Source organism: Pyruvatibacter sp. (assembly GCF_040219635.1).
In the GTDB taxonomy this organism is placed as follows: Bacteria; Pseudomonadota; Alphaproteobacteria; order CGMCC-115125; family CGMCC-115125; genus Pyruvatibacter.
In genome coordinates, this window is sequence record NZ_JAVJSC010000003.1 from 745322 (window position 1) to 768411 (window position 23090).

The 23090-nt window shown below is 60.8% G+C and carries 22 protein-coding genes; 12 read left to right on the plus strand and 10 right to left on the minus strand.

Going from position 1 to position 23090, the window contains the following annotated elements; genetic code table 11:
• Positions 1 to 86 precede the first annotated feature (86 nt).
• Positions 87 to 1442, plus strand: coding sequence for a (Fe-S)-binding protein (locus RIB87_RS07005; RefSeq protein WP_350144945.1), 1356 nt, complete (start codon positions 87 to 89; stop codon positions 1440 to 1442).
• Between the two features lie 48 nt (positions 1443 to 1490).
• Entirely contained in the window at positions 1491 to 2081 is a 591-nt protein-coding gene (locus tag RIB87_RS07010; RefSeq protein ID WP_350144947.1) for a DUF3501 family protein, read from the plus strand.
• Between the two features lie 18 nt (positions 2082 to 2099).
• Here RIB87_RS07010 and RIB87_RS07015 read toward each other — a convergent pair whose 3' ends face one another.
• Entirely contained in the window at positions 2100 to 2693 is a 594-nt protein-coding gene (locus RIB87_RS07015) for an SH3 domain-containing protein (protein WP_350144949.1), read from the minus strand.
• Positions 2694 to 2892: 199 nt separating this feature from the next.
• Between RIB87_RS07015 and RIB87_RS07020 the strand changes: the two genes are divergently transcribed.
• Positions 2893 to 3882 carry a 2-hydroxyacid dehydrogenase gene (locus RIB87_RS07020; RefSeq protein ID WP_350144951.1) on the plus strand — a complete coding sequence of 330 codons (990 nt, stop codon included), beginning with the start codon at positions 2893 to 2895 and terminating at the stop codon, positions 3880 to 3882.
• A 3-nt stretch (positions 3883 to 3885) separates the two neighbouring features.
• Here the strand turns inward: RIB87_RS07020 and RIB87_RS07025 are convergent, their stop codons facing one another.
• The 7 genes from RIB87_RS07025 to ubiE all read right to left on the minus strand — a co-directional run bounded on the left by RIB87_RS07025 (position 3886) and on the right by ubiE (position 10456).
• Positions 3886 to 4695: a HesA/MoeB/ThiF family protein gene (locus RIB87_RS07025; protein ID WP_350144952.1), complete on the minus strand. Its 810-nt coding sequence runs from the start codon at positions 4693 to 4695 to the stop codon at positions 3886 to 3888.
• A 13-nt stretch (positions 4696 to 4708) separates the two neighbouring features.
• Positions 4709 to 5656: a cysteine synthase A gene (gene cysK, locus RIB87_RS07030; RefSeq protein WP_350144955.1), complete on the minus strand. Its 948-nt coding sequence runs from the start codon at positions 5654 to 5656 to the stop codon at positions 4709 to 4711.
• A 37-nt stretch (positions 5657 to 5693) separates the two neighbouring features.
• Entirely contained in the window at positions 5694 to 6209 is a 516-nt protein-coding gene (locus RIB87_RS07035; RefSeq protein ID WP_350144957.1) for an RrF2 family transcriptional regulator, read from the minus strand.
• A 5-nt stretch (positions 6210 to 6214) separates the two neighbouring features.
• Positions 6215 to 6688: a dUTP diphosphatase gene (gene dut, locus RIB87_RS07040; RefSeq protein ID WP_350144959.1), complete on the minus strand. Its 474-nt coding sequence runs from the start codon at positions 6686 to 6688 to the stop codon at positions 6215 to 6217.
• Positions 6685 to 7893: a bifunctional phosphopantothenoylcysteine decarboxylase/phosphopantothenate--cysteine ligase CoaBC gene (gene coaBC / locus RIB87_RS07045; RefSeq protein ID WP_350144961.1), complete on the minus strand. Its 1209-nt coding sequence runs from the start codon at positions 7891 to 7893 to the stop codon at positions 6685 to 6687. Before coaBC ends, dut begins: the two co-directional genes overlap by 4 nt.
• Before the next feature lie 143 nt (positions 7894 to 8036).
• The gene (gene ubiB / locus RIB87_RS07050; protein WP_350144963.1) at positions 8037 to 9677 is read right to left on the minus strand and encodes a 2-polyprenylphenol 6-hydroxylase; all 1641 of its coding nucleotides are present in this window, start codon (positions 9675 to 9677) and stop codon (positions 8037 to 8039) included.
• Between the two features lie 11 nt (positions 9678 to 9688).
• Positions 9689 to 10456: a bifunctional demethylmenaquinone methyltransferase/2-methoxy-6-polyprenyl-1,4-benzoquinol methylase UbiE gene (ubiE, locus tag RIB87_RS07055; protein ID WP_350144965.1), complete on the minus strand. Its 768-nt coding sequence runs from the start codon at positions 10454 to 10456 to the stop codon at positions 9689 to 9691.
• Positions 10457 to 10549: 93 nt separating this feature from the next.
• Here ubiE and mutM point away from each other — a divergent pair, with 93 nt between their 5' ends.
• The 5 genes from mutM to dnaA all read left to right on the plus strand — a co-directional run bounded on the left by mutM (position 10550) and on the right by dnaA (position 15760).
• Positions 10550 to 11437, plus strand: a complete 888-nt coding sequence (mutM, locus tag RIB87_RS07060) for a bifunctional DNA-formamidopyrimidine glycosylase/DNA-(apurinic or apyrimidinic site) lyase (protein ID WP_350144968.1) — start codon at positions 10550 to 10552, stop codon at positions 11435 to 11437.
• 45 nt (positions 11438 to 11482) lie between these two features.
• On the plus strand, positions 11483 to 12256 hold the full coding sequence (locus RIB87_RS07065; RefSeq protein WP_350144970.1) for an enoyl-CoA hydratase: 774 nt from the start codon (positions 11483 to 11485) through the stop codon (positions 12254 to 12256).
• Between the two features lie 174 nt (positions 12257 to 12430).
• Entirely contained in the window at positions 12431 to 12694 is a 264-nt protein-coding gene (rpsT, locus tag RIB87_RS07070; RefSeq protein ID WP_350144972.1) for a 30S ribosomal protein S20, read from the plus strand.
• 824 nt (positions 12695 to 13518) lie between these two features.
• Entirely contained in the window at positions 13519 to 13950 is a 432-nt protein-coding gene (locus RIB87_RS07075; protein WP_350144974.1) for a rhodanese-like domain-containing protein, read from the plus strand.
• A 133-nt stretch (positions 13951 to 14083) separates the two neighbouring features.
• Complete coding sequence (gene dnaA, locus RIB87_RS07080) at positions 14084 to 15760, plus strand: chromosomal replication initiator protein DnaA (protein WP_350144976.1); 1677 nt, start codon at positions 14084 to 14086, stop codon at positions 15758 to 15760.
• A gap of 101 nt (positions 15761 to 15861) precedes the next feature.
• Here dnaA and RIB87_RS07085 read toward each other — a convergent pair whose 3' ends face one another.
• Complete coding sequence (locus RIB87_RS07085; RefSeq protein ID WP_350144978.1) at positions 15862 to 16347, minus strand: glyoxalase superfamily protein; 486 nt, start codon at positions 16345 to 16347, stop codon at positions 15862 to 15864.
• A gap of 573 nt (positions 16348 to 16920) precedes the next feature.
• On the opposite strand from RIB87_RS07085, the gene dnaN reads away from it, so the two are divergent.
• The 4 genes from dnaN to gyrB are packed head-to-tail and all read left to right on the plus strand — an operon-like array spanning position 16921 to position 22418.
• The gene (gene dnaN / locus RIB87_RS07090; protein ID WP_350144980.1) at positions 16921 to 18027 is read left to right on the plus strand and encodes a DNA polymerase III subunit beta; all 1107 of its coding nucleotides are present in this window, start codon (positions 16921 to 16923) and stop codon (positions 18025 to 18027) included.
• Between the two features lie 32 nt (positions 18028 to 18059).
• Positions 18060 to 19274 carry a DNA replication/repair protein RecF gene (recF, locus tag RIB87_RS07095; protein WP_350144982.1) on the plus strand — a complete coding sequence of 405 codons (1215 nt, stop codon included), beginning with the start codon at positions 18060 to 18062 and terminating at the stop codon, positions 19272 to 19274.
• Positions 19275 to 19334: 60 nt separating this feature from the next.
• Positions 19335 to 19919 carry an ATP-dependent Clp protease proteolytic subunit gene (locus tag RIB87_RS07100; RefSeq protein ID WP_502943216.1) on the plus strand — a complete coding sequence of 195 codons (585 nt, stop codon included), beginning with the start codon at positions 19335 to 19337 and terminating at the stop codon, positions 19917 to 19919.
• A gap of 36 nt (positions 19920 to 19955) precedes the next feature.
• A complete protein-coding gene (gene gyrB / locus RIB87_RS07105) occupies positions 19956 to 22418 on the plus strand; it encodes a DNA topoisomerase (ATP-hydrolyzing) subunit B (RefSeq protein ID WP_350144984.1) in 2463 nt (820 codons plus the stop codon).
• Here the strand turns inward: gyrB and RIB87_RS07110 are convergent.
• Positions 22415 to 22996 (minus strand): hypothetical protein, encoded by a 582-nt coding sequence (locus tag RIB87_RS07110; protein ID WP_350144986.1) that lies wholly within the window; start codon positions 22994 to 22996, stop codon positions 22415 to 22417. The two genes, gyrB and RIB87_RS07110, sit on opposite strands and share 4 nt — an antisense overlap.
• Positions 22997 to 23090: the final 94 nt, after the last annotated feature.

Below are 23090 nucleotides of genomic sequence, written 5' to 3' on the forward strand. Positions count from 1 at the left end.
GACACGTCTGGCAGGGCCGGGGCATGAACCCCCCGGCCCTGTTTGCATTTCCGGCACACCCCGCACCAAACATCAGGCAGAACAAAATGGCAGAAGGCAGCCTGGAGGCCCCGACCCGGCATCCGATCAACTGGCAGGACGACGCGTTTTACGACGAGGCCGCGCTCGACGAAGAGCTGCGCCGCGTCTTTGACATTTGTCATGGCTGCCGCCGCTGCTTCAATTTGTGTGACTCGTTCCCGCGCCTGTTCGACATGATCGACGAAAGCGAAAGCGGCGAGCTGGACAGTGTCACGTCTGATCAGTTCGCAGCTGTGGAGGAAGCCTGCACCCTGTGTGACATGTGCTTCATGACCAAGTGCCCCTACGTGCCGCCGCACGAGTTCAATCTTGATTTCCCGCATTTGATGCTGCGCTACCGCGCCGTGAATGCCAAAAACGGCAAGACCAATTTCACAGCCAGACAACTTGCCGAGATGGACCGTAACGGCAGGCTCTTGAGCCCGGTTGCAGGGCTCGCAAACTGGGGTGCGAAAAAAGACAACAAGCTCACCCGCCCGCTGATGGAAAAAGTTGCGGGCATTGACGCGAAAGCCGAGCTGCCGACCTTTGCCCGCACGCCGCTGATGAAGCGCGCGGCGGCGAGCCAAAAATCCGGTGCGCTTGCTCCATCGCCTGATGGTAAGGCGCACGGCCGCAAGGCGGCGCTGTTTGCCACCTGCAACGGCAATTACAACAACCCGCAGATGGGCGAAGCCGCCCTTAAAGTGCTGGCACGCCAGGGCGTGACGGCAAAGCCTGTGTATCCGGGGTGCTGCGGTATGCCATTCCTTGAGCAGGCCGACATGAAGCGCGTCGCCGAGCAGGCCAAAAAAGTGTCTGCTGATCTGCGCCCGCTGGTGGATGAGGGCTGGGATATCATCACCCTCATTGCGTCCTGCGGTTTGATGATGAAGTTCGAGTGGCCGCTCATCGTGCCCGACAACGACGACGTGATTGCGCTGTCGAAGGCTGTGAAAGACATCGACGAATACATTGTTGATATCGCCAGGACCGAAGGCATGGCCGACGGCATGAAACCCCTTGAGGGCGGGGTTGCCGTGCATCTGGCGTGTCATGCGCGGGCACAAAATGTAGGCGCAAAGGCCGTTGAGCTTCTGAAGCTCATTCCTGACGCAAAAGTGACGCCCGTTGAGCGGTGCGCAGGACACGGCGGCACATTTGGTGTGCTCAAAGAAACACATGATGTGGCGATGAAGGTTGGCAAAACCGCTGCGCGTAATATCTCCAGGGCTGAAGCCGCGCATGTGGTGAGCGAGTGCCCGCTGGCCCTCAAACACATCATGCAGGAAATTGATGAGCTGGGCCTCGCGGACGTTACAAAACCCAGGCCCTCGTCATCCCACCCGGTAGAACTGATTGCGCGCGCCTACGGCCTTTGAGCCAATAAGGATTTCCGCGCTGAGTGAATAAGGACGCAAATGACTGTAATGCCAAACCCCACACAGATCACCCACGCCGACATCATGCCTGTTGAAGACTATGGCAAGCAACGCGCCGAACGGCGCAAGGCCATGATGCCGGTCAAGCGCGAGCGCCGCATAGAAGTTGGTCCCCATGCGACGTTCTATTTCGAGAGCTACGAGACCATGTGGCATCAGGTCCACGAGATGCTCTACATCGAAAAAGGCGGCGAAGAGCAGATCGAGGACGAACTGTCCGCCTACAACCCGCTCATCCCCAAGGGCAAGGAGCTGGTGGCGACGGTGATGTTCGAGATTGATGATCCCGTGCGCCGCAAGAACGTGCTCTACAAACTGGCAGGCATCGAGGAAACAGCCTTCATTGATATTGACGGCGACCGCGTGATGTCTGACCCCGAACACGACATTGACCGCACATCCGAAGACGGCAAGTCATCATCGGTGCACTTCCTGCATTTTCCGTTCACGGACGAACAGATTGCAGCGTTCAAAAAGCCCGGCGCGAAAGTGATGATCGGCTTCAGCCACGACAACTACCAGCATCTGGCCGTGGTTTCGGATGCGATGGTGGCACGGCTGGCGGGTGATTTCGCTTAACGGCTTGCGGCGCGGCGGCTAGTCCACTTCGCGGGCATAAACGCCGTAAAGCGCATCTGCCTGCACAAAGCCCTCATAGCCGCCCGCGCGCACGGCGCACCAGCCCTGGCCGCATTGCGCCAGTTCGCCAACGACGCCCGGTTCAATCAGCGCCACGGTGTCGCTGGCGGTATCGGGGGCAAACTGCAATGCCACAAGGTCGCCGGTGCGTGGGCTTGAGGCATCCGGCCCCACCACCATCACGGTGCGTCCGCCATCAATCAGGGTATGAAAAACCCACCCCTGGTCGCCGTCCACGTCGCGGATGCGGCGCCAGTTTTCAAACTCCGCCGTCACTTCCACCGGCACGCCCTTGCGCACGAACACCCATGCCACCTGATGGTTGGTTGACGGCCCGCCGCGCACATTGACGGGGCTGGACTTGATCGCCACGAAGCGCGGCATCGGCAGCCCGGTCACCGTGCCGATCTTGATGCCGCCGGACAGCGTGCTGGCCGCAGAGGGCTGCGCCATGCTCGCAGGGCCGGTGGCGACGCCTGCCATGCATAGGGCGGCGAACAGGGCAATGGCGCGCAGGGCGCGAGGCATGTAGGGGGCAACCAGAAGGGACACGGGCGAGCGTTCTTGTTGTGCCGGGTGGTTCGGAAAACCGGCTGTTTATCGTGGGTGTCGTTGTTATGCCAAGCAGGTTCCCGTGTGGTCAAGCAGACTGGCCCACGGCATGTGCAGCCCGCAATCTGTGCAAGGGCTTTGATAGCCGCACGGGCTGGTGCTAGGAATAGGGGTCACATCCTATCAGGGTTGAAGTTTCGTGCCGCACACCAAGCCCCTTGTCACCGTCACCCGCAAACTCCCCGACATCGTGGAAACGCGGATGCGCGAGCTGTTCAACACCCGCCTTAACCTCGATGACACCGCCCTGTCGCGTGAGGCGCTGGAGCGCGCGGTGGCTGAAAGCACAGTGCTTGTGCCCACCGTGACCGACCGCATTGACGCAGCCTTGCTTGAAAAAGCAGGCGACAAGTTCAAACTCATCGCCAATTTTGGTGCGGGCGTGGACAACATCGATGTGGACGCCGCCCACGCGCGCGGAATCACCGTTACCAATACCCCCAATGTGCTGACCGAAGACACTGCCGACCTGACCCTGGCGCTTATCCTGGCTGTGCCGCGCCGCCTCACCGAAGGCGCGCAGATCATTTCAGCGGATAACCAATGGCAGGGCTGGTCGCCCACCTGGATGCTTGGACACAGGATTCACGGCAAGCGGCTGGGCATCATCGGTATGGGCCGCATCGGCCAGGCAGTGGCGCGGCGGGCAAAGGCGTTTGGCCTGTCGATCCATTATCACAACCGCAAGCCCGCGAATTCCGCCATAGAAGAAGAGCTTGAAGCCACCTACTGGGACTCGCTGGACCAGATGCTGGCGCGTATGGACATCGTGTCCATCAACTGTCCGCATACGCCCGCGACCTATCACCTGCTCAATGCGCGCCGGTTGAAGCTGATGAAGCCGGACGCCTTCATCGTCAACACCGCGCGCGGCGAAATCATCGACGAGACGGCGCTGGCGCAGGCGATTGACGCGGGTGAGATTGCCGGCGCGGGCCTTGATGTGTTTGAAAACGAACCCGCCGTAAACCCCAAGCTGCTGGGGCGTGCCAACGTTGTGCTGCTGCCGCATATGGGTTCGTCCACCTATGAAAGCCGCATCGAGATGGGCGAAAAGGTGGTCATCAATATCCGCAGCTTCGTAGATGGCAACGCACCGCCCGACCGGGTGCTGCCGATCGACGTTTAGGCGCTACTCAGCCACTCCCGCTCCCGCCTGCGTCGCCACCTCGTGTTGGCCACTCAGTATATTTGCCGGGTCATGCACGATCCGAACCTTGCGGATGCGTGTATCCAGTGCGTCATACAACAACACGTGACCCGCCATGCTGGTTCCCGCGCCGGTAATTTCCTTGATCGCCTCCATTGCCATCATCGAGCCGATGACGCCGGTAAGCGCACCCACCACCCCGGCCTCCTCGCAGGTCGGCACGCTGCCCGGCGGCGGTACCTCCGGCACAAGATCGCGGTAATTGGGTGCGGGGGTATCGTCGTTATCGGTTTCCCACGCGCGGAACACTGCAAGCTGCCCGTCAAAGCGGCCAACAGCGCCAGAGACAAGCGGCACGCGCGCGCGATAGCACGCATCATTGACCAGAAAACGCGTCTCGAAATTGTCGCAGCCATCAAGCACCAGATCGTAGCCGCTGATGATCTCGTCCGCATTGTCAGCCGTCAGTCGCTGAGTATAAGACACAATATCCGTATCCGGATTAAGTGCCCTGAGTGTTCGTGTGGCACTTGCTGTCTTGGTTTCACCAACGGCACTGGTGGTATGCGCAATCTGCCGTTGCAGGTTGGACAGCGACACCGTGTCGTCATCCACAAGCCCAATGGTGCCCACGCCTGCTGCTGCCAGATAAAGCGCCGCCGGAGACCCAAGGCCGCCCGCGCCGATAATCAGCACCCGCGCCGCCAGCAATGCCTGCTGCCCGGGCCCGCCAATCTCCTTCAACAGAATATGCCGCGCATACCGTTCAAGCTGCGTGTCGGTTAGCGGCATGGCGGCTGCGATCCTAAAGCCCGTCGAACAACGCGGTGGAGAGATAGCGCTCGGCGAAGCTGGGTATGATGGCGACGATTGTCTTGCCTGCCATGTCAGGGCGCTCGGACACTTCAAGGGCCGCCGCAATGGCAGCGCCTGATGAAATGCCGCCGGGGATGCCTTCTTCGCGGGCCGCCTGACGGGCGGTCTCGAAGGCTGTTTCATTGCCGATGGTAATCACTTCATCAATCAGGCTCTTGTCGAGGTTGCCGGGGATGAAGCCTGCACCGATGCCCTGAATCTTGTGTGGACCAGGCTGACCGCCCGAGAGAATGGGAGAATCCTCCGGCTCAATGGCGATCATCTTGAGCTCAGGTTTTCTGGCCTTCAGCACGGAGCCCACGCCGGTAAACGTGCCTGCCGTGCCGATGCCGGAAATCACCACATCCACCTTGCCATCGGTATCATTCCATATCTCTTCGGCTGTCGTGCGGCGGTGGATTTCGGGGTTGGCCGGGTTGTCAAACTGCTGCGGCATCACGGCATTGGGTGTGGACTGCAACAGCTCTTCGGCGCGTGCGACTGCGCCCTTCATGCCTTTTGCAGCTTCGGTCAATTCAAGCTCCGCGCCCAGCAACGCCAGCATCTTGCGGCGTTCCAGCGACATGCTTTCGGGCATCACCAAAATCAGCTTGTAGCCTTTGGCGGCTGCCACAAACGCCAGCGCAATGCCGGTGTTGCCGGACGTCGGCTCAATCAGCACGGTGTTTTCGTCGATCTTGCCCGCAGCTTCCAGCGCCTCGATCATCGCCACGCCGATGCGGTCCTTGACGCTGGCGAGCGGATTGAAGAACTCAAGTTTCAGCAGCACGTCTGCCTTGCCGTTGGCGTTCATACGCTTGAGGCGCACCAGCGGCGTATTGCCGATTGTCTCGGTGATGCAGTCATAGATGCGGCCGCGGCCTGGCTTGTCAGTCATCGTGTTGCCTCCTGTCGGCGCGCCGGGGGTGCGCGCATTAGATTGTGAAGTCAGTGCCCACCATTGCTGCGGGCTTGATGTCTTTGCTCTCTGCCTCTCGGCACAGATCGTCAATGGTTATGGCATTGAGTTTGTCCATGATGTCGGTCTGGAAGGTGTCCCACATGGGCCGCACAACCTGCTCGCCCAGCGGCGAACCGCCACCGGACATCGGCATGTCGTCGGACCGGGCATGGCCATTGGCTTCGCGCGCTGCCGCCTTGGCTTCATCGCGTGCGTCGTCCGCCGCTTCCATGGCACCGACAATGCGCACGATCTCGCCAACCGTAATGCGCCGCCGCTCGCGCGCCAGCCGGTAGCCGCCGCGCGGGCCGCGCACACCCTTGAGCACACCCTCACGCACAAGCTGCTGCATCACCTGTTCAAGATAGCGCTGGGGAATGCCCTGCCGCTTTGTAATCTCTTTGGATTGCACCGGATCAGGCCGCGCGTTGTAGGCCACGTCCACAACGGCTTCGAGCGCCAGCAGTGTTTTTTTGGAAAGCCGCAACATACCCGTCACCCGGCCTTCTTGACATCGGTGCCGGTCGAGCCGAAGCCACCCGCACCGCGCGCTGTTTCATCCAGCGTCTCAACCGCCATAAACGTGCCGCGTGTGACCGGCGCAAACAGCATCTGCGCAATGCGCATACCGCGTGTGATCAACACCGGCTCATCGCCGTGGTTGATGAGAATGACCTTGACCTCACCACGATAATCCGCATCCACCGTACCCGGACTATTGAGCACCGTAACGCCCTGCTTGGCCGCCAGCCCGGAACGTGGACGCACCTGCGCCTCAAAGCCTTCGGGCAGTGCAATGGCCAGCCCCGTTGGCACCATGGCGCGCGCACCTGGTGCAAGCGTCACCTGTTCGCCGTCAGCCAGCGCGGCGCGCAGATCCATGCCCGCCGCGTGATCCGTTTCATAGGCCGGCAGATCAAGCCCCCTGCCGTGGGGCAACTGCATGACCTTGATGTTGATAGCTGTCATGACATTGCTCCCAGCGCGTCCGCCACGCGGGCGGCAAGCTGCGTTGCCACCTGCGCCTTTGGCATCGGTGCCCAGTTTTCGGTGCCGGACGCTGAAATCAGATGCACCGTGTTGCTGTCGCCACCCATGATGCCGGTGCCTGGTGACACATCATTGGCCACTATCCAGTCGCAGCCCTTGCGCTGGCGTTTGGCCGTGGCGTGGGCAACCACATCATCCGTCTCCGCGGCAAACCCGATCACAAGCCGGGGGCGATCAGGGCCTGCGCTGCTCAGCGTCGCCAGAATGTCCGGGTTTTCAATCAGGGCGAGCGGCGGCACGGCACCCGTCCCGTCCTTCTTGAGTTTTGAATTGGTGGACGTATCCGCCCGCCAGTCCGCAACGGCTGCGGCACACACCGCAACATCGGCAGGCAGGCACGCCTGCGTCGCCGCCAGCATTTCGCGCGCCGTTTCAACGCGGGTCACACGCACACCGCGCGGGTCCGCAAGGCTGGTGGGGCCGGACACCAGATGCGTCTCCGCGCCAAGCTGCGCCAAAGCTTGCGCAATCGCATAGCCCTGTTTGCCTGAAGAGCGGTTGGCGATGTAGCGCACCGGGTCAATCGGTTCATGGGTCGGCCCGGCAGTCACGATCGCGCGGCGTCCTGCTAACACGCCCGATCCGCCAAGCTGTTGTTCAATGGCGGCCAGAATGTCTTCGGGCTCCGCCAGCCTGCCGGGGCCAAACTCGCCACACGCCATGGAGCCCTCGCGTGGCCCCACAACGCTCACGCCGTCAGCTATCAACTGCGCCAGGTTGCGCTGCGTCGCCGGGTGCTCCCACATGCGCACATTCATGGCAGGGGCAATCAGCACCGGCTTGTCAGTGGCCAGCAGCGCTGTGGACGCCATGTCATCAGCGCGGCCTTGGGCGATCTTGGCCATCAGGTCTGCGGTGGCGGGTGATACCACCAGCAGGTCCGCGTCGCGCGACAACTGGATGTGGCCCATGTCGGCTTCGGCGGTGAGGTCAAACAGATCCGTATAGACCTTGTCATGGGTCAGCCCGCCAACAGACAGCGGCGTTACAAACTCCTGCCCCGCCTTGGTCAGGATCGCCCGCACCTCGCCATTGCGCCGCCGGATAAGCCGCGCCAGCTCCAGCGACTTGTAGGCCGCGATACCGCCGCCGATGATCAGAAGTATCCGTTTGCCGTCGAGCACGTTGAAAAGCCTTTCACGACCAGCGCCGAAGATTCCCGCCGCATTCACGGCCAATATAAGTATTTACGGGCCAAATGTGTAGATAGGCCCTCAAAAGTCATTTGAGACCTGATCAGGGGCAATATTAAAGTGCCGGGGCCGGGCTAGATCACCACCGCCACGGCAATAACCGCCAGCGCCACAGCACCCACCCACAGGGCAATGCGGTTAGGCCGTTCACGTTCTGCCTGGGCATTGGCGATGGCCTTGGCGGTGTCGGGGTGGAGTTTCAGGCCGTCCGCAACGCCACCTCCGCCCCCGAACCCACGCGGCCCGGCAAGGCTGCGCGCGGCGCGTTCGGCGGTTTCCAGAAGGTCCGGCAGGTCACCCATCAGGCGGCCCATGCGTTCAGCGCCTTTGACGGCATCCTGCAACCGGCCTTCGGGGCCGATGCGGCTTTCAAGCCACTGGCGCAACACCGGCTCGGCGGTTTTCCACATGTTGAAATCCGGGTCCAGGTCGCGGGCAACGCCTTCCACCACGACCATGGTTTTTTGCAGCATGATGAGTTCGGGCCGGGTTTCCATCTCGAACTGGCCGGTCACTTCAAAGAGCTGTGCCAGCAACCGCGCCATGGAAATCTCGTGCGCCTCACGGCCCAAAATCGGCTCGCCGATGGCCCGCAACGCCTGCGCGAACCCGTCAACGGATTTGTTCTCCGGCACATAGCCCGCCTCGAAATGCACTTCCGCCACGCGGCGATAGTCGCGGATCACGAAGCCAAACAATATCTCCGCCAGAAACCGGCTCTCCTTGGCGTTGAGACGCCCCATGATGCCGTAATCCACCGCCACCAGAGTACCGCCGGGCGAGCCGTCGGCTTCCACAAACAGATTGCCGGGGTGCATGTCGGCGTGGAAATAGCCTTCGCGCACCGCATGGGTCAGAAACGTGGTGATGAGATTGGCCGCCACAGCCTTCGGGTCCAGATTGGCGGCACTGATGCGAGCCCTGTCGGCGATGGGAATGCCCGGTATCCACTCAAGCGTCATCACCCGCTTTGATGTGCGCTCCCAGTCAATGGCGGGCGTGCGAAAGCCCGCGTCGCCTTTGGTGCGCTCGGCCATTTCCGACATGGCGGCGGCCTCAAGGCGCAAATCCATTTCCAGCGCCATCGAGTCGGCAAGTGTTTGCACAACGTCAATGGGCTTGAGCCGACGCGACGACGGCACCGCGCGGTCAATCAGACGGGCCACCCAGAAGAACGTTTCAAGGTCTGCCGCAAACCGCTGCTCAATGCCGGGGCGCAGCACTTTCACGGCCACATCACGTGTGGTGCCGTCCGCCTCAACGGTGGTGGCTTTGTGCACCTGTGCGATGGAGGCCGCCGCAATCGCGTCACTCATCTCGCCATAAAGCGCAGACCACGGCTCCCCGAACTCTTCCACGATGATGGCTTGTGCGGTGTCCGTATCAAACGGCGGCAGCCGGTCCTGCAGTTTGGCGAGGTCGCGGGCCAGCGCCGGGTCCACCACGTCAGGCCGCGTCGCCAGAAACTGGCCCAGCTTGATGTAGCTGGGGCCAAGCTCTGTGAGAGCGGCTGCCAGCCTGTCGCCTTCAGAAGCCTGAGCCCCGTCCGCTAATTTGTTTGCGCCGCCGATTTTCTGGCGTACGCGGGCAATGGCGCGGGCGGCCTTCACCGGTGCTGGCGGCTCGCCTGCATCAATGGCAAACAGGGCGTCGTAGCGCGACAGCACCCATGCGGCGCGGATCAGCCGACCAAGATTGCGCACATGGCTGAACATCCGTGTACGCCTTAAATCTTGAAACCGGAATGCATCGCCGCGATGCCGCCGGTAAGGTTACGGTGAGACACCCGCGCAAAGCCCGCTTTGGCAATGCGCTGTTCAAACGCCTTTTGCTGCGGAAACTTGCGGATGCTCTCAACCAGGTACTGGTAGGAGTCGCGATCGCCCGCCACCAGTTCGCCGATGCGCGGTATCACACCAAACGACCAGCGTTCGTAAATGTCGTCCAGCAACGGCACCACCACATGGCTGAACTCAAGACACAAGAACCGCCCGCCGGGCTTGAGCACCCGGTAGGCCTCAGCCAGCGCCGCATCAAGGTCCGGCACATTACGAATGCCAAACGCGATTGTGTAGGCGTCAAATCGGTTGTCTTCGAGCGGCAGACGCTCCGCATTCATGCAGGCAAATGACAGTTGCTTGCCCATTGCGTCACCGGCGGCGCGCACCTTGCCTTCGCCCAGCATGGCATCGTTGATGTCGGCCACCAGCACCTTGGCGTGGCCGTGTGAGCGCTCGGCAATGCGCTGGGCAATGTCGCCGGTGCCGCCCGCCATATCCAGCGTCTCATAGGCGCGGCCACGTTTGGGCGGTGCAAGCCATGCCACCAGCGCGTCTTTCCACAGACGGTGAACGCCTGCGGACATCAGGTCGTTCATCAGGTCATAGCGCCCCGCCACATTGCGGAACACGCCATTGACCAGCCCCTGCTTCTCAGCAGGGTCCACGTCGCGAAACCCGAAATGGGTCGCGTTGCTGGGTGCGGTGTCACTCATGGGCGCGGACCATAGCGCAAGAGGGCCTGATTGCGCTATGAGACCTGCCCGAAGTGGTAAAATGCCGCTGCGCTCAAGGATAAGCCGCACCCGATGCCCGAACTTCCCGAAGTTGAAACCGTCCGCCGCGGCCTCGCGCCCGCCATGGAAGGTCAACGCTTCATGCATGTGGAAGCCAAGCGGCCTGACCTGCGGTTTCCCCTGCCGGAGGATTTTGCCAATCGCCTGACAGGTGCCCGCGTGGAGACGCTTGCGCGGCGCGGCAAATATCTGATTGCGCGGCTCGATGATGCGGCCCTGCTCATCATGCATCTGGGTATGTCGGGCCGGTTTGTGGTCGAGATGCCCGATGTGGTGGCACGGCCCGGCGCATTCCACCTTGATACCGGGGCCAATGCCCACGCCATGCATGAGCATATTGTGTTCCGCATGGAAGGGGGCGGCGTGGTGCGCTACTCCGACCCGCGCCGGTTTGGTTTCATGGTGATTGAAGAAACCGGCGACGAAACCAAAAACAGCTTTTTGAAACTGCTCGGCCCCGAACCGCTGTCGCGCGACTTTGATGCGGACGCTCTGGCGCGCGGGCTTGCAGGCCGCAAATCCCCGATCAAGATGGCACTGCTTGATCAGGCGGTGGTCGCGGGCCTTGGCAATATATATGTGTGTGAGGCGCTGTTTCGGTCGCGCATATCGCCAAAGCGCATTGCTTCGTCGTTGGTAAAGCAATCAGGCGCGCCGACGGACCGGCTCAAAAAACTGACCGCCGAAATAAAGCACGTTCTGCGCGAGGCCATTGAGGCGGGCGGCAGTTCGTTGCGCGACCATGCCCAGGCAGATGGCTCGCTGGGTTACTTCCAGCACACCTTCAAGGTCTATGACCGCGAAGGCGACCCGTGTTCAACGCCGGGGTGTAACAAAGACATCCGGCGTATTGTGCAATCAGGACGCTCGACATTTTACTGCGGACAATGCCAGAGGTAACGTTCTCTCGCTTCTATCCGCCCCGACACTTAAGGATTTTTCCCCATGGCCTACGACACCATCAAAACCGAAAAGCGCGGCGGCGTGGCGCTCATTACGCTCAACCGGCCCGATGCGCTCAATGCGCTCAATGCCCAACTGGTGGACGAGCTGATTGATGCCGTGCGCGGGTTTGATGCGGACGACGCCATCGGCTGCATGGTGATCACGGGTTCTGAAAAAGCGTTTGCAGCCGGGGCCGACATCAAGGAAATGCAGCCCAAAAGTTATATGGATGCCTATAAGGAAGACCTGTTCGAAAAAGCAGGCCGCATCGCCGAAGCACGCAAACCCGTTATTGCAGCCGTTTCCGGCTATGCGCTGGGCGGTGGCTGCGAGCTGGCCATGTTGTGCGACTTTATTCTGGCGTCAGACACGGCCAAGTTCGGCCAGCCTGAAATCTCCCTGGGCGTGATGCCCGGCATTGGCGGTTCACAGCGGCTCACGCGGTTTGTGGGTAAATCAAAATCCATGGAAATGTGCCTGACAGGCCGCATGATGGATGCAGAGGAAGCCGAGCGAGCGGGCCTTGTCAGCCGCATCATTCCCGCCGCTGACCTCGTGGAAGAGGCCGTCAAGACAGGCGAGAAGATTGCCGGCATGTCGCGGCCCGTCACCTCGCTCACCAAGGAAGCGGTCAACCGCTCCTACGAGACAACGCTTTCTGAGGGTGTGCGCTTCGAGCGGCGCCTGTTCCACTCGCTGTTTGCCCTTGAAGACCAAAAAGAAGGCATGGCCGCCTTCATCGACAAGCGCAAACCCTCTTTCAAGCACAAATAGGCGCGGTTTCCAGCGGTCTGCACAGGTGGAAAAATCCGCAGCCTGGTGCGCTTGACCGCGCTATGGTGCGCGGTTATAACGCCGCCTCTTTAATTACCTGATCCAAGCGCTGTCTGCCTTGGCCTTTTTCGGGCCGGATGACGTGCCGCTGAGACAAGAAAATGGTTCTGCCACATGGCTAATACACGTTCTGCAAAGAAGATGGTCCGCAAGATTGCGCGCCGCACCGAAGTGAACCGCGCGCGCCGCAGCCGCATGCGCACGTTCATTCGTCAGGTGGAAGAAGCTATCGCCACCGGCGATGCGGCAGCCTCAAAGGCCGCCCTTCAGGCCGCACAGCCTGAAATCATGCGCGCTGCGGGCCGGGGCATCCTTCACAAGAACACAGCCTCTCGGAAGGTCTCGCGCCTTTCAAGCCGCATTAAGGCGCTTGGATAGCCGCCAACCGGCACGGCTTGATTTGTGTGCCAGGAACATGTGCCAGGAACAAAGGCGCCTCCCGCAATCGGGGGCGCCTTTTTCGTGCGCGCCACACGGTGGCTTCATGCGCTAACCCTGTGGCGAGTGCCTTGCGGCGCCGGGCCATCATTCCCGGTGGGGAATGGTTTTATTTGTGCTTGACTTAAATATATCTGTACGAAAATCACGCCTCCTATGGGGTGAAAAGGCGTCCACCACAACCCGCGCTGTGTGCGCATTTGGCAACGATGGTTAATTTTTGCCGCCGCCATCCGAATCGGCCTTGCGCTTGCGGCAAAGCCTTTCCTAAACTCGGTTTCCCGATGTTTTGGCCTCGCATCCGCGAGCTGAAACCCGGGCGTGCCTGATGATCCGGCGTGACGGTTGAACAAAAGATTTGCGACGTTCACCAAATGGTCCGGTTGATGTTTCAGGGGCACGAGCGTTAATATTGGTTTCTCGGCGGCGGCAGTCATTACTTGAAGTTTAAGCATACATCCGGCCATTCATTTGCATCTTGTGTAATGGTGGCAAGCAGATTTGCTTTGCTTAAATAAAGTTATGGCATCCATTAGTTTAGTGTAGTGCGTTTGTTGGGTGGCGGCCTTCCTGGGCGAGCCGTGTGGCAAGCGCGTAGCTGACGGCAAGTGCCGCTGGGCATGAGCTTTATTGCTCCGCAAGGAAACACGCTGTGCGACGGAAGGAAACACGCTGTGTGACGGGCTGTCGGCGCGGTGTGTTTGAGGGATTGGATTGACGCGGCGCGACACACAGGGCCGCGTTTGGGGGGACAAGCTACGCAGATGAGCGGATATGCAGGCGACATAGATGTGCATGAGGCATGGCGCATTCTCAATGAGGACGCGCGCAGCGTTCTGATTGATGTGCGCACACAGGCCGAATGGGCCTTTGTCGGCCTGCCCGACATCAGCGCGACGGGACGTCCGTTGATTACCGAAGAATGGCAGGGCTTTCCCGGTGGTGCGCCAAACACGTCGTTTGCCGACAACGTGGCGTCACAGCTTGCTGCGGCCGGTGTGACGGCGGAAGTGCCGGTGCTGTGCATCTGCCGCTCTGGCCAGCGCAGCGCGGCTGCCGCGCAGGCGCTGACGGGGCTTGGTTTTTCTGCCTGTTTCAATGTCGCGGGAGGCTTTGAAGGCCCGTTGGATGGTGATGGGCATCGCGGTGGAGTTGGCGGCTGGAAGGCGGCAGGCCTGCCCTGGCGGCAAAGTTAAACGGCCGACAAGGCTGCTGTCCGCCCGCGCTTGGTACGTGAGCCGCGGGGCAAGTGAGCAGCGGGGTTGGTGAATTGAGAAGCAAAAGCCCGGTTGCGGGCTGAAAAGCCTCAGCTGAGGTGATTGGGACGAGATGATTACGCGAAAAACAAACCCCGGCATGGTTGCCGAAGAAACGCCCCACGTGGCTGCGCCCGACCTTTCTTCAAATGAGCACTCTGCTGTTGGCGGCCCGCCCCGCGAGCAGGCGGCCCCCCACACCCCGGCGGCATCCGCTGTGCAGCGCGACATGTTCATGAAAAACCCGGAGACCGACGCGATGCATGATGATGTTGCGGACCAATGGAGCGCAATTCAGGCCAAGCTGTGCACAAACCTGGGGACAGCGCGCTTCAAGAGCTGGTTTGGCAACGTATTGCTTATTGGTGTCGGCGATGGTGCAGTCTCCTATTCGGTGCCGACGGCTTTTTCGCGCGACTACATCCGCCGCGAGTTTGGTGACCAGTTGCTTGCCTTGTGGCGCCAGCAGGATGCCTCCATCACCAAGATAACGTTGATTGCGGAAGGCGCCGCCAGCGCGGCAGATGCGGCCCGCACGCTGGCCGCGCGCTCTTTGCCGGGGCGCGCCCCGGTTGCAAGCCCCGGCCCGGATAACGACGCGCCACGCGCCGCAACACGAAACCCGTTCCCCGTGTCAGCCGCGTCGCATTCTTCAGCCGGTGCAACCATGACCGCGCCCTTTACCGCAACAGCGGGTGACGACACACCCATCGGAGCACCGCTGCTGCCGCATCTCACCTTCGACAATTTTGTTGTCGGCAAGTCCAACCAGCTTGCCTATGCCGCCGCGCGTCGGGTCGCCGAGTCGGATGGGGCCGTGCCGTTCAACCCGCTTTATCTGTATGGCCCGGTCGGCCTTGGCAAAACGCACCTGATGCATGCAATTGGCACAGAGATTTTGCGGCGCGACCCCGGCAAGAAAGTTGTCTATCTGTCGGCTGAGCGCTTCATGTATCACTTCGTCAATGCGTTACGCCACAAGGACACCGTGGCCTTCAAGCATGCCTACCGCTCGGTGGATGTGCTGATGGTGGATGACGTGCAGTTCATTGGCGGCAAGGATTCAACGCAGGAAGAGTTCTTCCACACGTTCAACGCGCTGGTAGATCACAACCGCCAGATCATCATCTCTGCTGATCGCTCGCCGTCGCACCTTGAAAACATCGAGGAACGCATTCGCTCGCGTCTGGGTCAGGGTCTGGCCTGCGATATTCTGCCGACGGATTATGAGCTGCGTCTGGGCATCTTGCAGGCCAAGGCCGAAACGATGCTGCCCAACCACCCCGGTGTGCAGTTAAGCCCTGACGTCATTGATTATCTTGCAGCGTCCATTTCGTCGTCCATCCGCGAGCTGGAAGGCGCGCTGACCACGCTCATTGCACATGCGGAACTGATCGGCCGCCCCCTCACCATCGAACATGCGCAGGATATTTTGCGCCATCTGGTGCGCGCCAACGAAAAGCGCATCACCATTGACGACATCCAGCGCAAGGTGACCGACTACTACAATCTGCGCATTGTCGATATGTCATCGCCGCGCCGTTCGCGCTCAGTTGCCCGGCCCCGACAGGTGGCGATGTATCTGTGCAAGCACCTGACAACGCGCTCGCTGCCGGAGATCGGTCGCAAGTTCGGTGGCCGGGATCACACCACGGTTTTGCACGGCATCAATAAAATTGAGGAGCTGCGCGCTCAGGATAAAAGCCTGGACGAAGACATCAACGTCATCCGCCGCACGATTGAAGAATAGGGCATCACGCCCGGGCGCTGAAACATGCATCTTGGGGCAGCATGTGTCGCGGCAGCGAACAAACCGGGGCGCTGGTGATTCCAGCGTCCCGGTTTTTTTGTCTACAATCGCCGATCAATCCGCATATGCGGGGTGCCATCCGACAACCTGGTTGGTGCCACCAGATCGCGGTCCAGCGTGCAACTCACCCGCTGGCGAAACGACGAAAAGCTGTCGAACGTCACCACGTCCACCGGCGTGTCAAAATGCAGCGTCAGCCGCATATGCCCACCCGGCAGGGAGTGCACCCCCTTGACGCACCCGGTAAACGGCTGTCCCAGATAAGTGCCGGCCACAGCATCTCCAACCCCTGGGGGTCGTTGTGCGTCGGCCGTGTTCAGGGCGTTTTGCTGCTGGCGTTTGACCGCCGCACTCAACGTATTCCAGTCCGCATACCCGTGTGCACCCGCCACAAGCTCAAGAGCCTGGGCGTGCGACATGGGGGCTTCAGGCGTGTCAAGGCGCGCACGCAGGCGTTTGGCCTGTGCTTTCAGCGCGTCAGTCCCCGGCAGCCCTACGGGTGTATTCGGGGCGCCCGTTTTTGTCATGTCAGATGTCATGACCATCTCAAGCCTCATTGTTTCCGCACATGCCGGATGTTTCGAATGATGGAGCCCGCATTGCCACCAATCAGCATGTGCTGAAAAGGCTGACATGGTTCGATGTACCGGAACTTCACCGTGGGTCAGGGCAAAAAGCGCAAGACCTGCGGGCGGCGGGGGTCCGGACCCCATATGCGGGGCATACGCCCGCACGCTGTGTATGTCAAAGCCCGCAGCCGGTTTTTCAAGGGGGCAAGGGCGTGGGCACCTGAAGGTGGCACCTGAAGGAAGCGGGGCGATGTGTGTTTGATCAGCGGCGCATCATCAAAAACCCCTTTTACAAACAGCGGATTTTGTACATTAGCCGGTTGAAGCTGCTATAACTTTGAGGCTGATTCTGGCCTCTTGTACCCCTGCTTCGGGGGCGCTGGCCAAAGCGGGGTTGGCACAGGCCGACCCGGCATGGGCGCTGTCTGTTTTTCACCCCGCATGTCAGCAAACGCCTTGTTCTGCCCTGCCTTATCCGCCCCAACTGACCTGCCACAACTGACCCGCCACAACGGAAAAAACATAAGTCCCATGAAGATCACGATTGAACGCGGTGCCCTCCTCAAGGCCCTCAACCACGTGCAAAGCGTTGTCGAGCGGCGCAATACCATCCCTATTCTCGCCAATGTGCTGCTCAGCGCCGAGGACGGCCAGCTAAACCTCACCGCCACCGATCTGGATATCGAGATTGTTGAGGGCGTGACGGCGGATGTGGCCACAAGCGGCGGCACAACGGCCCCCGCTCACACCATGTACGACATCGTGCGCAAACTGCCCGACGGCGCGCAGGTGGAAATCAATCTCGACCAGGAAAACGGCAAGGTCACGATTGTGGCCGGTCGCTCGCGTTTTGCCCTACAAAGCCTGCCGCGCGAGGATTTTCCCGCCGCTGCCGCAGGCGACCTGCCCTACAGCTTTGAGGTCACCACCAAAGACCTGTTCCGACTGGTCGAAAAAACCCGTTTTGCCATTTCAACGGAAGAAACCCGCTATTACCTCAACGGCATCTACCTGCATCCGGTCGAGGGCAAGCTGCGCGCTGTTGCAACCGACGGCCACAGGCTGGCCCGCGTGGACATGCCGCTGCCAAAGGGCGCCGACGGGATGCCCGGCATCATTGTGCCGCGCAAGACCGTGACCGAACTGCTGAAACTTCTGGAAGCCGGTGACGGCACCGTCCGGATTTCCGTGTCCGACACCAAAATCCGCTTTGAGGTCGGCACGGTAACGCTCACCTCCAAGCTGATTGACGGCACGTTCCCCGATTATGGCCGCGTCATCCCGTCTGAGAGCAACAAGTCCATGGAAGTGGACGGCAAGCTGTTTGCGTCGGCCGTTGACCGCGTCTCGACCATTTCCACCGAGCGCAGCCGCGCCGTAAAACTTGACCTTGACGACGGCAGGGTAACCCTCGCCGTCAACAACCCTGATTCAGGGTCTGCCACGGAGGAGTTGGGTGTGGACTACAAGGGCGAAGCCCTGGAAATCGGCTTCAACGCCCGTTACCTGCTCGACATAACCCAGCAGCTTGATGGCCCGACGGCGCATTTCGAATTGTCGGACGCAGGTTCCCCCACCGTCGTGCGCGATGGCGACGACCCTGAAGCGCTGTATGTGCTGATGCCAATGCGGGTCTGAGCCCGCGCCGCACCTGATTTGGACATATCGTGTTGACCCTTGCCGAAACAGACCGCCCCGTGACGGCGTCAACGCATAACACTGCGTCGCGCCTTGCGGTGCTGCGGCTGGTCGTCACCGGCTTTCGCAATTACAGCCGCACGGCGCTGGCGCTCGATTCGCGTAGCGTGGTTCTGGTCGGCGACAATGGCGCAGGCAAAACCAATCTGCTGGAGGCAGTGTCGTTTCTGGCCCCCGGTCGTGGCCTGCGCGGTGTGCGGCTGTCTGATATTTCCACCCGCGACATGAGTGTGGAAGATCCGGCGCCTGCCGCAGGCCCCTGGGGTGTGGCTGCCACACTCACAACGCCTGATGGCACCATTGACCTTGGCACCGGCATCGAGCGCGGGGCAGACGGCGACAAGCGCATCGTCAAGGTGGACGGCGCGGCCAGATCCGGCTCCGGCGTGCTTGGGCATTATGTGCGGGCCTTGTGGCTGACACCGCAGATGGACCGGCTGTTTGCTGAAGGCGCGGGCGGCAGACGCCGCTTTTTGGATCGTATGGTGCTCGGCTTTGACCCCGGCCACTCTGCCCGCGTCTCCTCCTATGAGCGCGCCATGCGCGAGCGCACCCGTCTGTTGGCCGAAGACACCTGGAACACATCCTGGCTGGCAGCCCTTGAAGGCCAGATGGCTGAACACGGCATTGCCATTGCCGTGGCGCGTGCCCACATCATATCTCAACTGGCAGCAGCCATTGCCGAACACACAGGGCCTGACGCGGGCGCGTTTCCCCGGGCCTCCATCGCGCTGGCTTCGGGCTTTGCAGACGCCACGCTTCAAACCGGCGCGTCGGTTGATGCGGAGGATGCCTTTGCAAAACGCCTCGCGTCATCGCGCGGGCGCGATGCAGCGGCGGGCCGCGCCCTTGAAGGCCCTCACCGGGCCGATATGCTGGTGCGCCACGCGCCCAAAAACATGGATGCGCAGGCGTGTTCTACCGGCGAACAAAAAGCGCTGCTGATCGGCCTCGTGCTCGCCAATGCGCGGTTGCACTGCGCAAGCTTTGGTGCGCCGCCGCTGCTGCTGCTCGACGAAGTGGCTGCCCACCTGGATGCCACCCGCCGCTCGGCCCTGTTCAACGAACTGGACAGGCTGGGCGCGCAGGCCTGGATGACCGGAACCGACGCCGCCCTGTTTGAAAGCATGGGCACCCGCGCCCAGCTTTTTGATGTGGCCGATGGAGACATCACCCCGCGCGGATAGTCCGCGCACGGACATTACTGAAACAACACGAAATAAATCACGCAGGAAAGACCAGACACAATGAACGATGCAGACCCGATGGACATCGCCAAGAGCTTCGCCAACCCGCTGATGGAAACCGCGCTTTTCAAGTCGCGCACCGTGCTCGTGACCGGCGAAGTCAACGACCGCCTTGCCCGCGCCACCACCGAACGGTTGTTGGCCCTGTCCGCTGAAAGCGACGACCCGATCACCATGATTGTGTCATCGCCCGGCGGCCATGTTGAATCCGGCGACATGATCCATGACATGGTGAAGTTCGTGAAACCCAAAGTCCGCATGGTCGGCTCGGGCTGGTGTGCCTCTGCCGGTGCGCTCATTTATGTGGCTGCCGACAAGGAAGACCGCGTATGCCTGCCCAACACGCGCTTTTTGCTGCACGAACCGCGCGGCGGCATTGGCGGCTCTGCGTCCGACATCGACATTCAGGCCCGCGAGGTCATCAAGATGCGCGAACGCCTCAACCGCATTTTTGCGGAAGCCACCGGCCAGTCCTACGAGCAGATCGTCAAGGACACCCACCGTGACTACTGGATGAGCGCGCAGGAAGCCAAAGAGTATGGCGTCGTGTCCCGCATCATCACCAATATCAGCGAACTTGGCTAAAGCAACCTCGTCCGCATACGGACAAAGGATACCAAAATGACCAATGACGCCAGCACACCGCAAGATCAGGACACCAGCGATTATGGTGCGGATTCGATCAAGGTTCTCAAGGGTCTTGATGCGGTGCGCAAGCGTCCGGGCATGTATATCGGCGACACCGATGACGGGTCGGGCCTGCATCACATGGTCTATGAGGTGGTGGACAACGCCATTGACGAGGCGCTGGCGGGCCATTGCGACACGGTGGATATTTCGCTCAACGCGGATGGCTCCGTCACCGTGCGCGACAATGGTCGCGGCATCCCCACCCAGATGCATTCGGAAGAAGGCATTTCAGCTGCTGAAGTCATCATGACCCAGCTTCATGCCGGCGGTAAGTTTGACCAGAACTCCTACAAGGTATCGGGCGGTTTGCACGGCGTGGGGGTGTCGGTGGTCAATGCATTGTCTGTGCGTCTTGATCTGGTGATCTGGCGCGGCGGCAAAACCCACGAAATGCGCTTTGTGCATGGCGACGCCGAAGGCCCGCTGGCTGTCACCGGCGATGCCCCGCTGGATGAGGCCAAGGGCAAGAAGCGAACGGGCACGGAAATTACGTTCCTGCCGTCGTCCGATACCTTCACCATGACGGACTTCGATTTTGCCACGCTGGAACACCGGCTGCGCGAACTCGCCTTCCTCAACTCCGGCGTCCGCATCAACCTTTCAGACCTGCGCGGCGTTGAGCCCAAAGAGGTGGAACTGTATTATGAAGGCGGCATTGAAGCCTTCGTGCGCTACCTCGACCGCAATCGCGGCTCGCTGTTTGATGCGCCGGTTGCCATCCACGCCGAGAAGGACGACATCACCGTTGATGTGGCGCTGTGGTGGAACGACAGCTACCACGAGAACGTGCTGACCTTCACCAACAACATTCCCCAGCGCGACGGCGGCACGCACCTTGCGGGCTTTCGCGGCGCGCTCACCCGCGTCATCAATGGCTATGCCAATGCGCATGGCCTGCTGAAACGTGAAAAAGTATCACTCACCGGCGACGACGCGCGCGAAGGCCTCACCTGCATCGTGTCGGTGAAAGTGCCCGACCCCAAGTTCTCGTCTCAAACCAAAGACAAGCTGGTGTCATCCGAAGTGCGCCCCGTCGTTGAAAGCGTCGTCAACGACCAGCTTGCAAGCTGGTTTGAGGAGCACCCCGCCGAAGCCAAAAGCGTCATTGGCAAGGTGGTGGATGCCGCCGCCGCCCGTGAAGCCGCCCGCAAGGCGCGCGAACTCACCCGGCGCAAAGGCGCGCTTGATGTGTCGTCGCTGCCCGGCAAGCTTGCCGACTGCCAGTCCAAGGATCCCGCCGTCTCCGAGCTTTTTCTGGTGGAGGGCGATTCAGCCGGTGGGTCTGCCAAGCAGGCGCGTGACCGCGCCAACCAGGCGGTGCTGCCATTGCGCGGCAAGATCCTCAACGTCGAGCGCGCACGCTTTGACAAGATGCTGTCGTCCAACGAAATCGGCACGCTCATTACAGCGCTGGGCACCGGCATCGGCCGCGATGATTTCAACATCGCCAAGCTGCGCTATCACAAGATCATCATCATGACCGACGCCGACGTGGACGGCGCACACATTCGCACGCTGCTGCTCACCTTCTTCTATCGGCAGATGCCTGAAGTGATCGAGGGCGGCTACCTCTACATTGCCCAGCCGCCGCTCTATAAAATCAAGCGCGGCCAGTCAGAAACCTACGTCAAGGATGAACGCGGCCTTGAAGACTATTTGATCGCCACCGGCCTCGACGGTGCCGTGCTGAAACTGCACACCGGCGAGCAGATTGGCGGCGCCGACCTTGCTGCGGTGGTCGAAGAAGCCCGTCAGGCCCGCACATCTCTTGATTCAGTGCGCGCCCGCTACCCGGTATTCATCGTCGAGCAGGCAGCTATCGCCGGGGCCCTCAATCCTGAGCTGATGGCCGACGAGGCCAAAGCCGGTGACGCCGCCACCTACATCGCCGCCCGCCTTGATCTGCTGTCGGATGAAACCGAACGCGGCTGGAAAGGTCAGCCTACAGACGATGGAGGGCTGGCATTCGAGCGCGAAGTGCGCGGCGTGCGCGAAGTGCAGGTCATTGATGGCCGCCTGATGGCCTCCGCCGATGCCCGCCGCCTTGACCGCATCTCGGCGCGCCTGCAGGAAGTCTATCTCAAGGCTGCAACCCTCACCCGCAAGGATGGCACAACGATTGAGATCCGCAGTCCAATGGCGCTGCTGGATGCGATTTTTGATGCAGGCCGCAAGGGCAACGCCATGCAGCGCTACAAGGGCCTTGGCGAAATGAACCCGGACCAGCTCTGGGAAACCACGCTTGACCCCTCCGCCCGCACCTTGTTGCAGGTCAAGGTCGAGCACATGGACGAAGCCAACGACCTGTTCGAAAAACTCATGGGCGACGTCGTAGAACCCCGCCGCGCCTTCATCCAGGAAAACGCGCTGCAGGTGGCAAACCTGGACGTTTAGCTAGTGTGGTCGATTCGGATGTAGGAAACTACGAGGACGCCATAGTTCCATTTCTGCTCCGTTAGCCCCCACTTGTCCCATGATCCAAGATACGGCATCGGCCCGCATGTTGAGGCGCGCCTTACCCAGCCGTCACTCTCTGCAGGTTCTTTTTCTAGTTCAGCTAAGAGCTGCTTCTGCTTCGCTGATACTCCATCCCCTTTCTCAGCGAGAAAGCCGACGAAGGCTGTTTGAGCGATGTGGTCGCTATTCCGGGCAACATCTATGCGTTTTAGATCTTCCCCCCATTTGCCCCATGTTCGCTTGACCTCAATAATAACTGATTTGGAGCCTGCCGCCTCATTTGGCGGGTTAATACAGATATCCGCACGGGCCTTGCCGAGCGTGGCAACGCCTACTTTGGAATATGGCATTTCTAGGCGTACCGGGAGTTGCCATTCACTACGGATCAAGTCTGCGATTGACGCGACAAGGTAGCCCTCTCCTGCGATATCGCTAAGCCAGCTTCCATCTGACATTGCAAATATCTTTCGGTTCGCCTGTAGAACCGCCTCAATCAACATGCCGTGGTCAATCATCCTACCCTCTTTCTGCCGCCCAATTCACGCCATCGCGCCGCCTCACTGCGGCCTTCACCTGCCGTTAAGACATTGGCACAGACAATAACGTCTG

Bases quoted from the DNA above. Each gene is read 5' to 3' on its own strand.
- ubiB (WP_350144963.1), bottom strand. From the start codon at position 9,677: ATGTTCAGCCATGTGCGCAATCTTGGTCGGCTGATCCGCGCCGCATGG.
- mutM (WP_350144968.1), top strand. From the start codon at position 10,550: ATGCCCGAACTTCCCGAAGTTGAAACCGTCCGCCGCGGCCTCGCGCCC.
- dnaN (WP_350144980.1), top strand. From the start codon at position 16,921: ATGAAGATCACGATTGAACGCGGTGCCCTCCTCAAGGCCCTCAACCAC.
- gyrB (WP_350144984.1), top strand. From the start codon at position 19,956: ATGACCAATGACGCCAGCACACCGCAAGATCAGGACACCAGCGATTAT.
- RIB87_RS07035 (WP_350144957.1), bottom strand. From the start codon at position 6,209: ATGTTGCGGCTTTCCAAAAAAACACTGCTGGCGCTCGAAGCCGTTGTG.
- RIB87_RS07110 (WP_350144986.1), bottom strand. From the start codon at position 22,996: ATGATTGACCACGGCATGTTGATTGAGGCGGTTCTACAGGCGAACCGA.
- RIB87_RS07100 (WP_502943216.1), top strand. From the start codon at position 19,335: ATGAACGATGCAGACCCGATGGACATCGCCAAGAGCTTCGCCAACCCG.
- RIB87_RS07005 (WP_350144945.1), top strand. From the start codon at position 87: ATGGCAGAAGGCAGCCTGGAGGCCCCGACCCGGCATCCGATCAACTGG.
- cysK (WP_350144955.1), bottom strand. From the start codon at position 5,656: ATGACTGACAAGCCAGGCCGCGGCCGCATCTATGACTGCATCACCGAG.
- RIB87_RS07065 (WP_350144970.1), top strand. From the start codon at position 11,483: ATGGCCTACGACACCATCAAAACCGAAAAGCGCGGCGGCGTGGCGCTC.
- ubiE (WP_350144965.1), bottom strand. From the start codon at position 10,456: ATGAGTGACACCGCACCCAGCAACGCGACCCATTTCGGGTTTCGCGAC.
- rpsT (WP_350144972.1), top strand. From the start codon at position 12,431: ATGGCTAATACACGTTCTGCAAAGAAGATGGTCCGCAAGATTGCGCGC.
- RIB87_RS07025 (WP_350144952.1), bottom strand. From the start codon at position 4,695: ATGCCGCTAACCGACACGCAGCTTGAACGGTATGCGCGGCATATTCTG.
- dnaA (WP_350144976.1), top strand. From the start codon at position 14,084: ATGATTACGCGAAAAACAAACCCCGGCATGGTTGCCGAAGAAACGCCC.
- RIB87_RS07010 (WP_350144947.1), top strand. From the start codon at position 1,491: ATGCCAAACCCCACACAGATCACCCACGCCGACATCATGCCTGTTGAA.
- RIB87_RS07085 (WP_350144978.1), bottom strand. From the start codon at position 16,347: ATGACAAAAACGGGCGCCCCGAATACACCCGTAGGGCTGCCGGGGACT.
- RIB87_RS07075 (WP_350144974.1), top strand. From the start codon at position 13,519: ATGAGCGGATATGCAGGCGACATAGATGTGCATGAGGCATGGCGCATT.
- dut (WP_350144959.1), bottom strand. From the start codon at position 6,688: ATGACAGCTATCAACATCAAGGTCATGCAGTTGCCCCACGGCAGGGGG.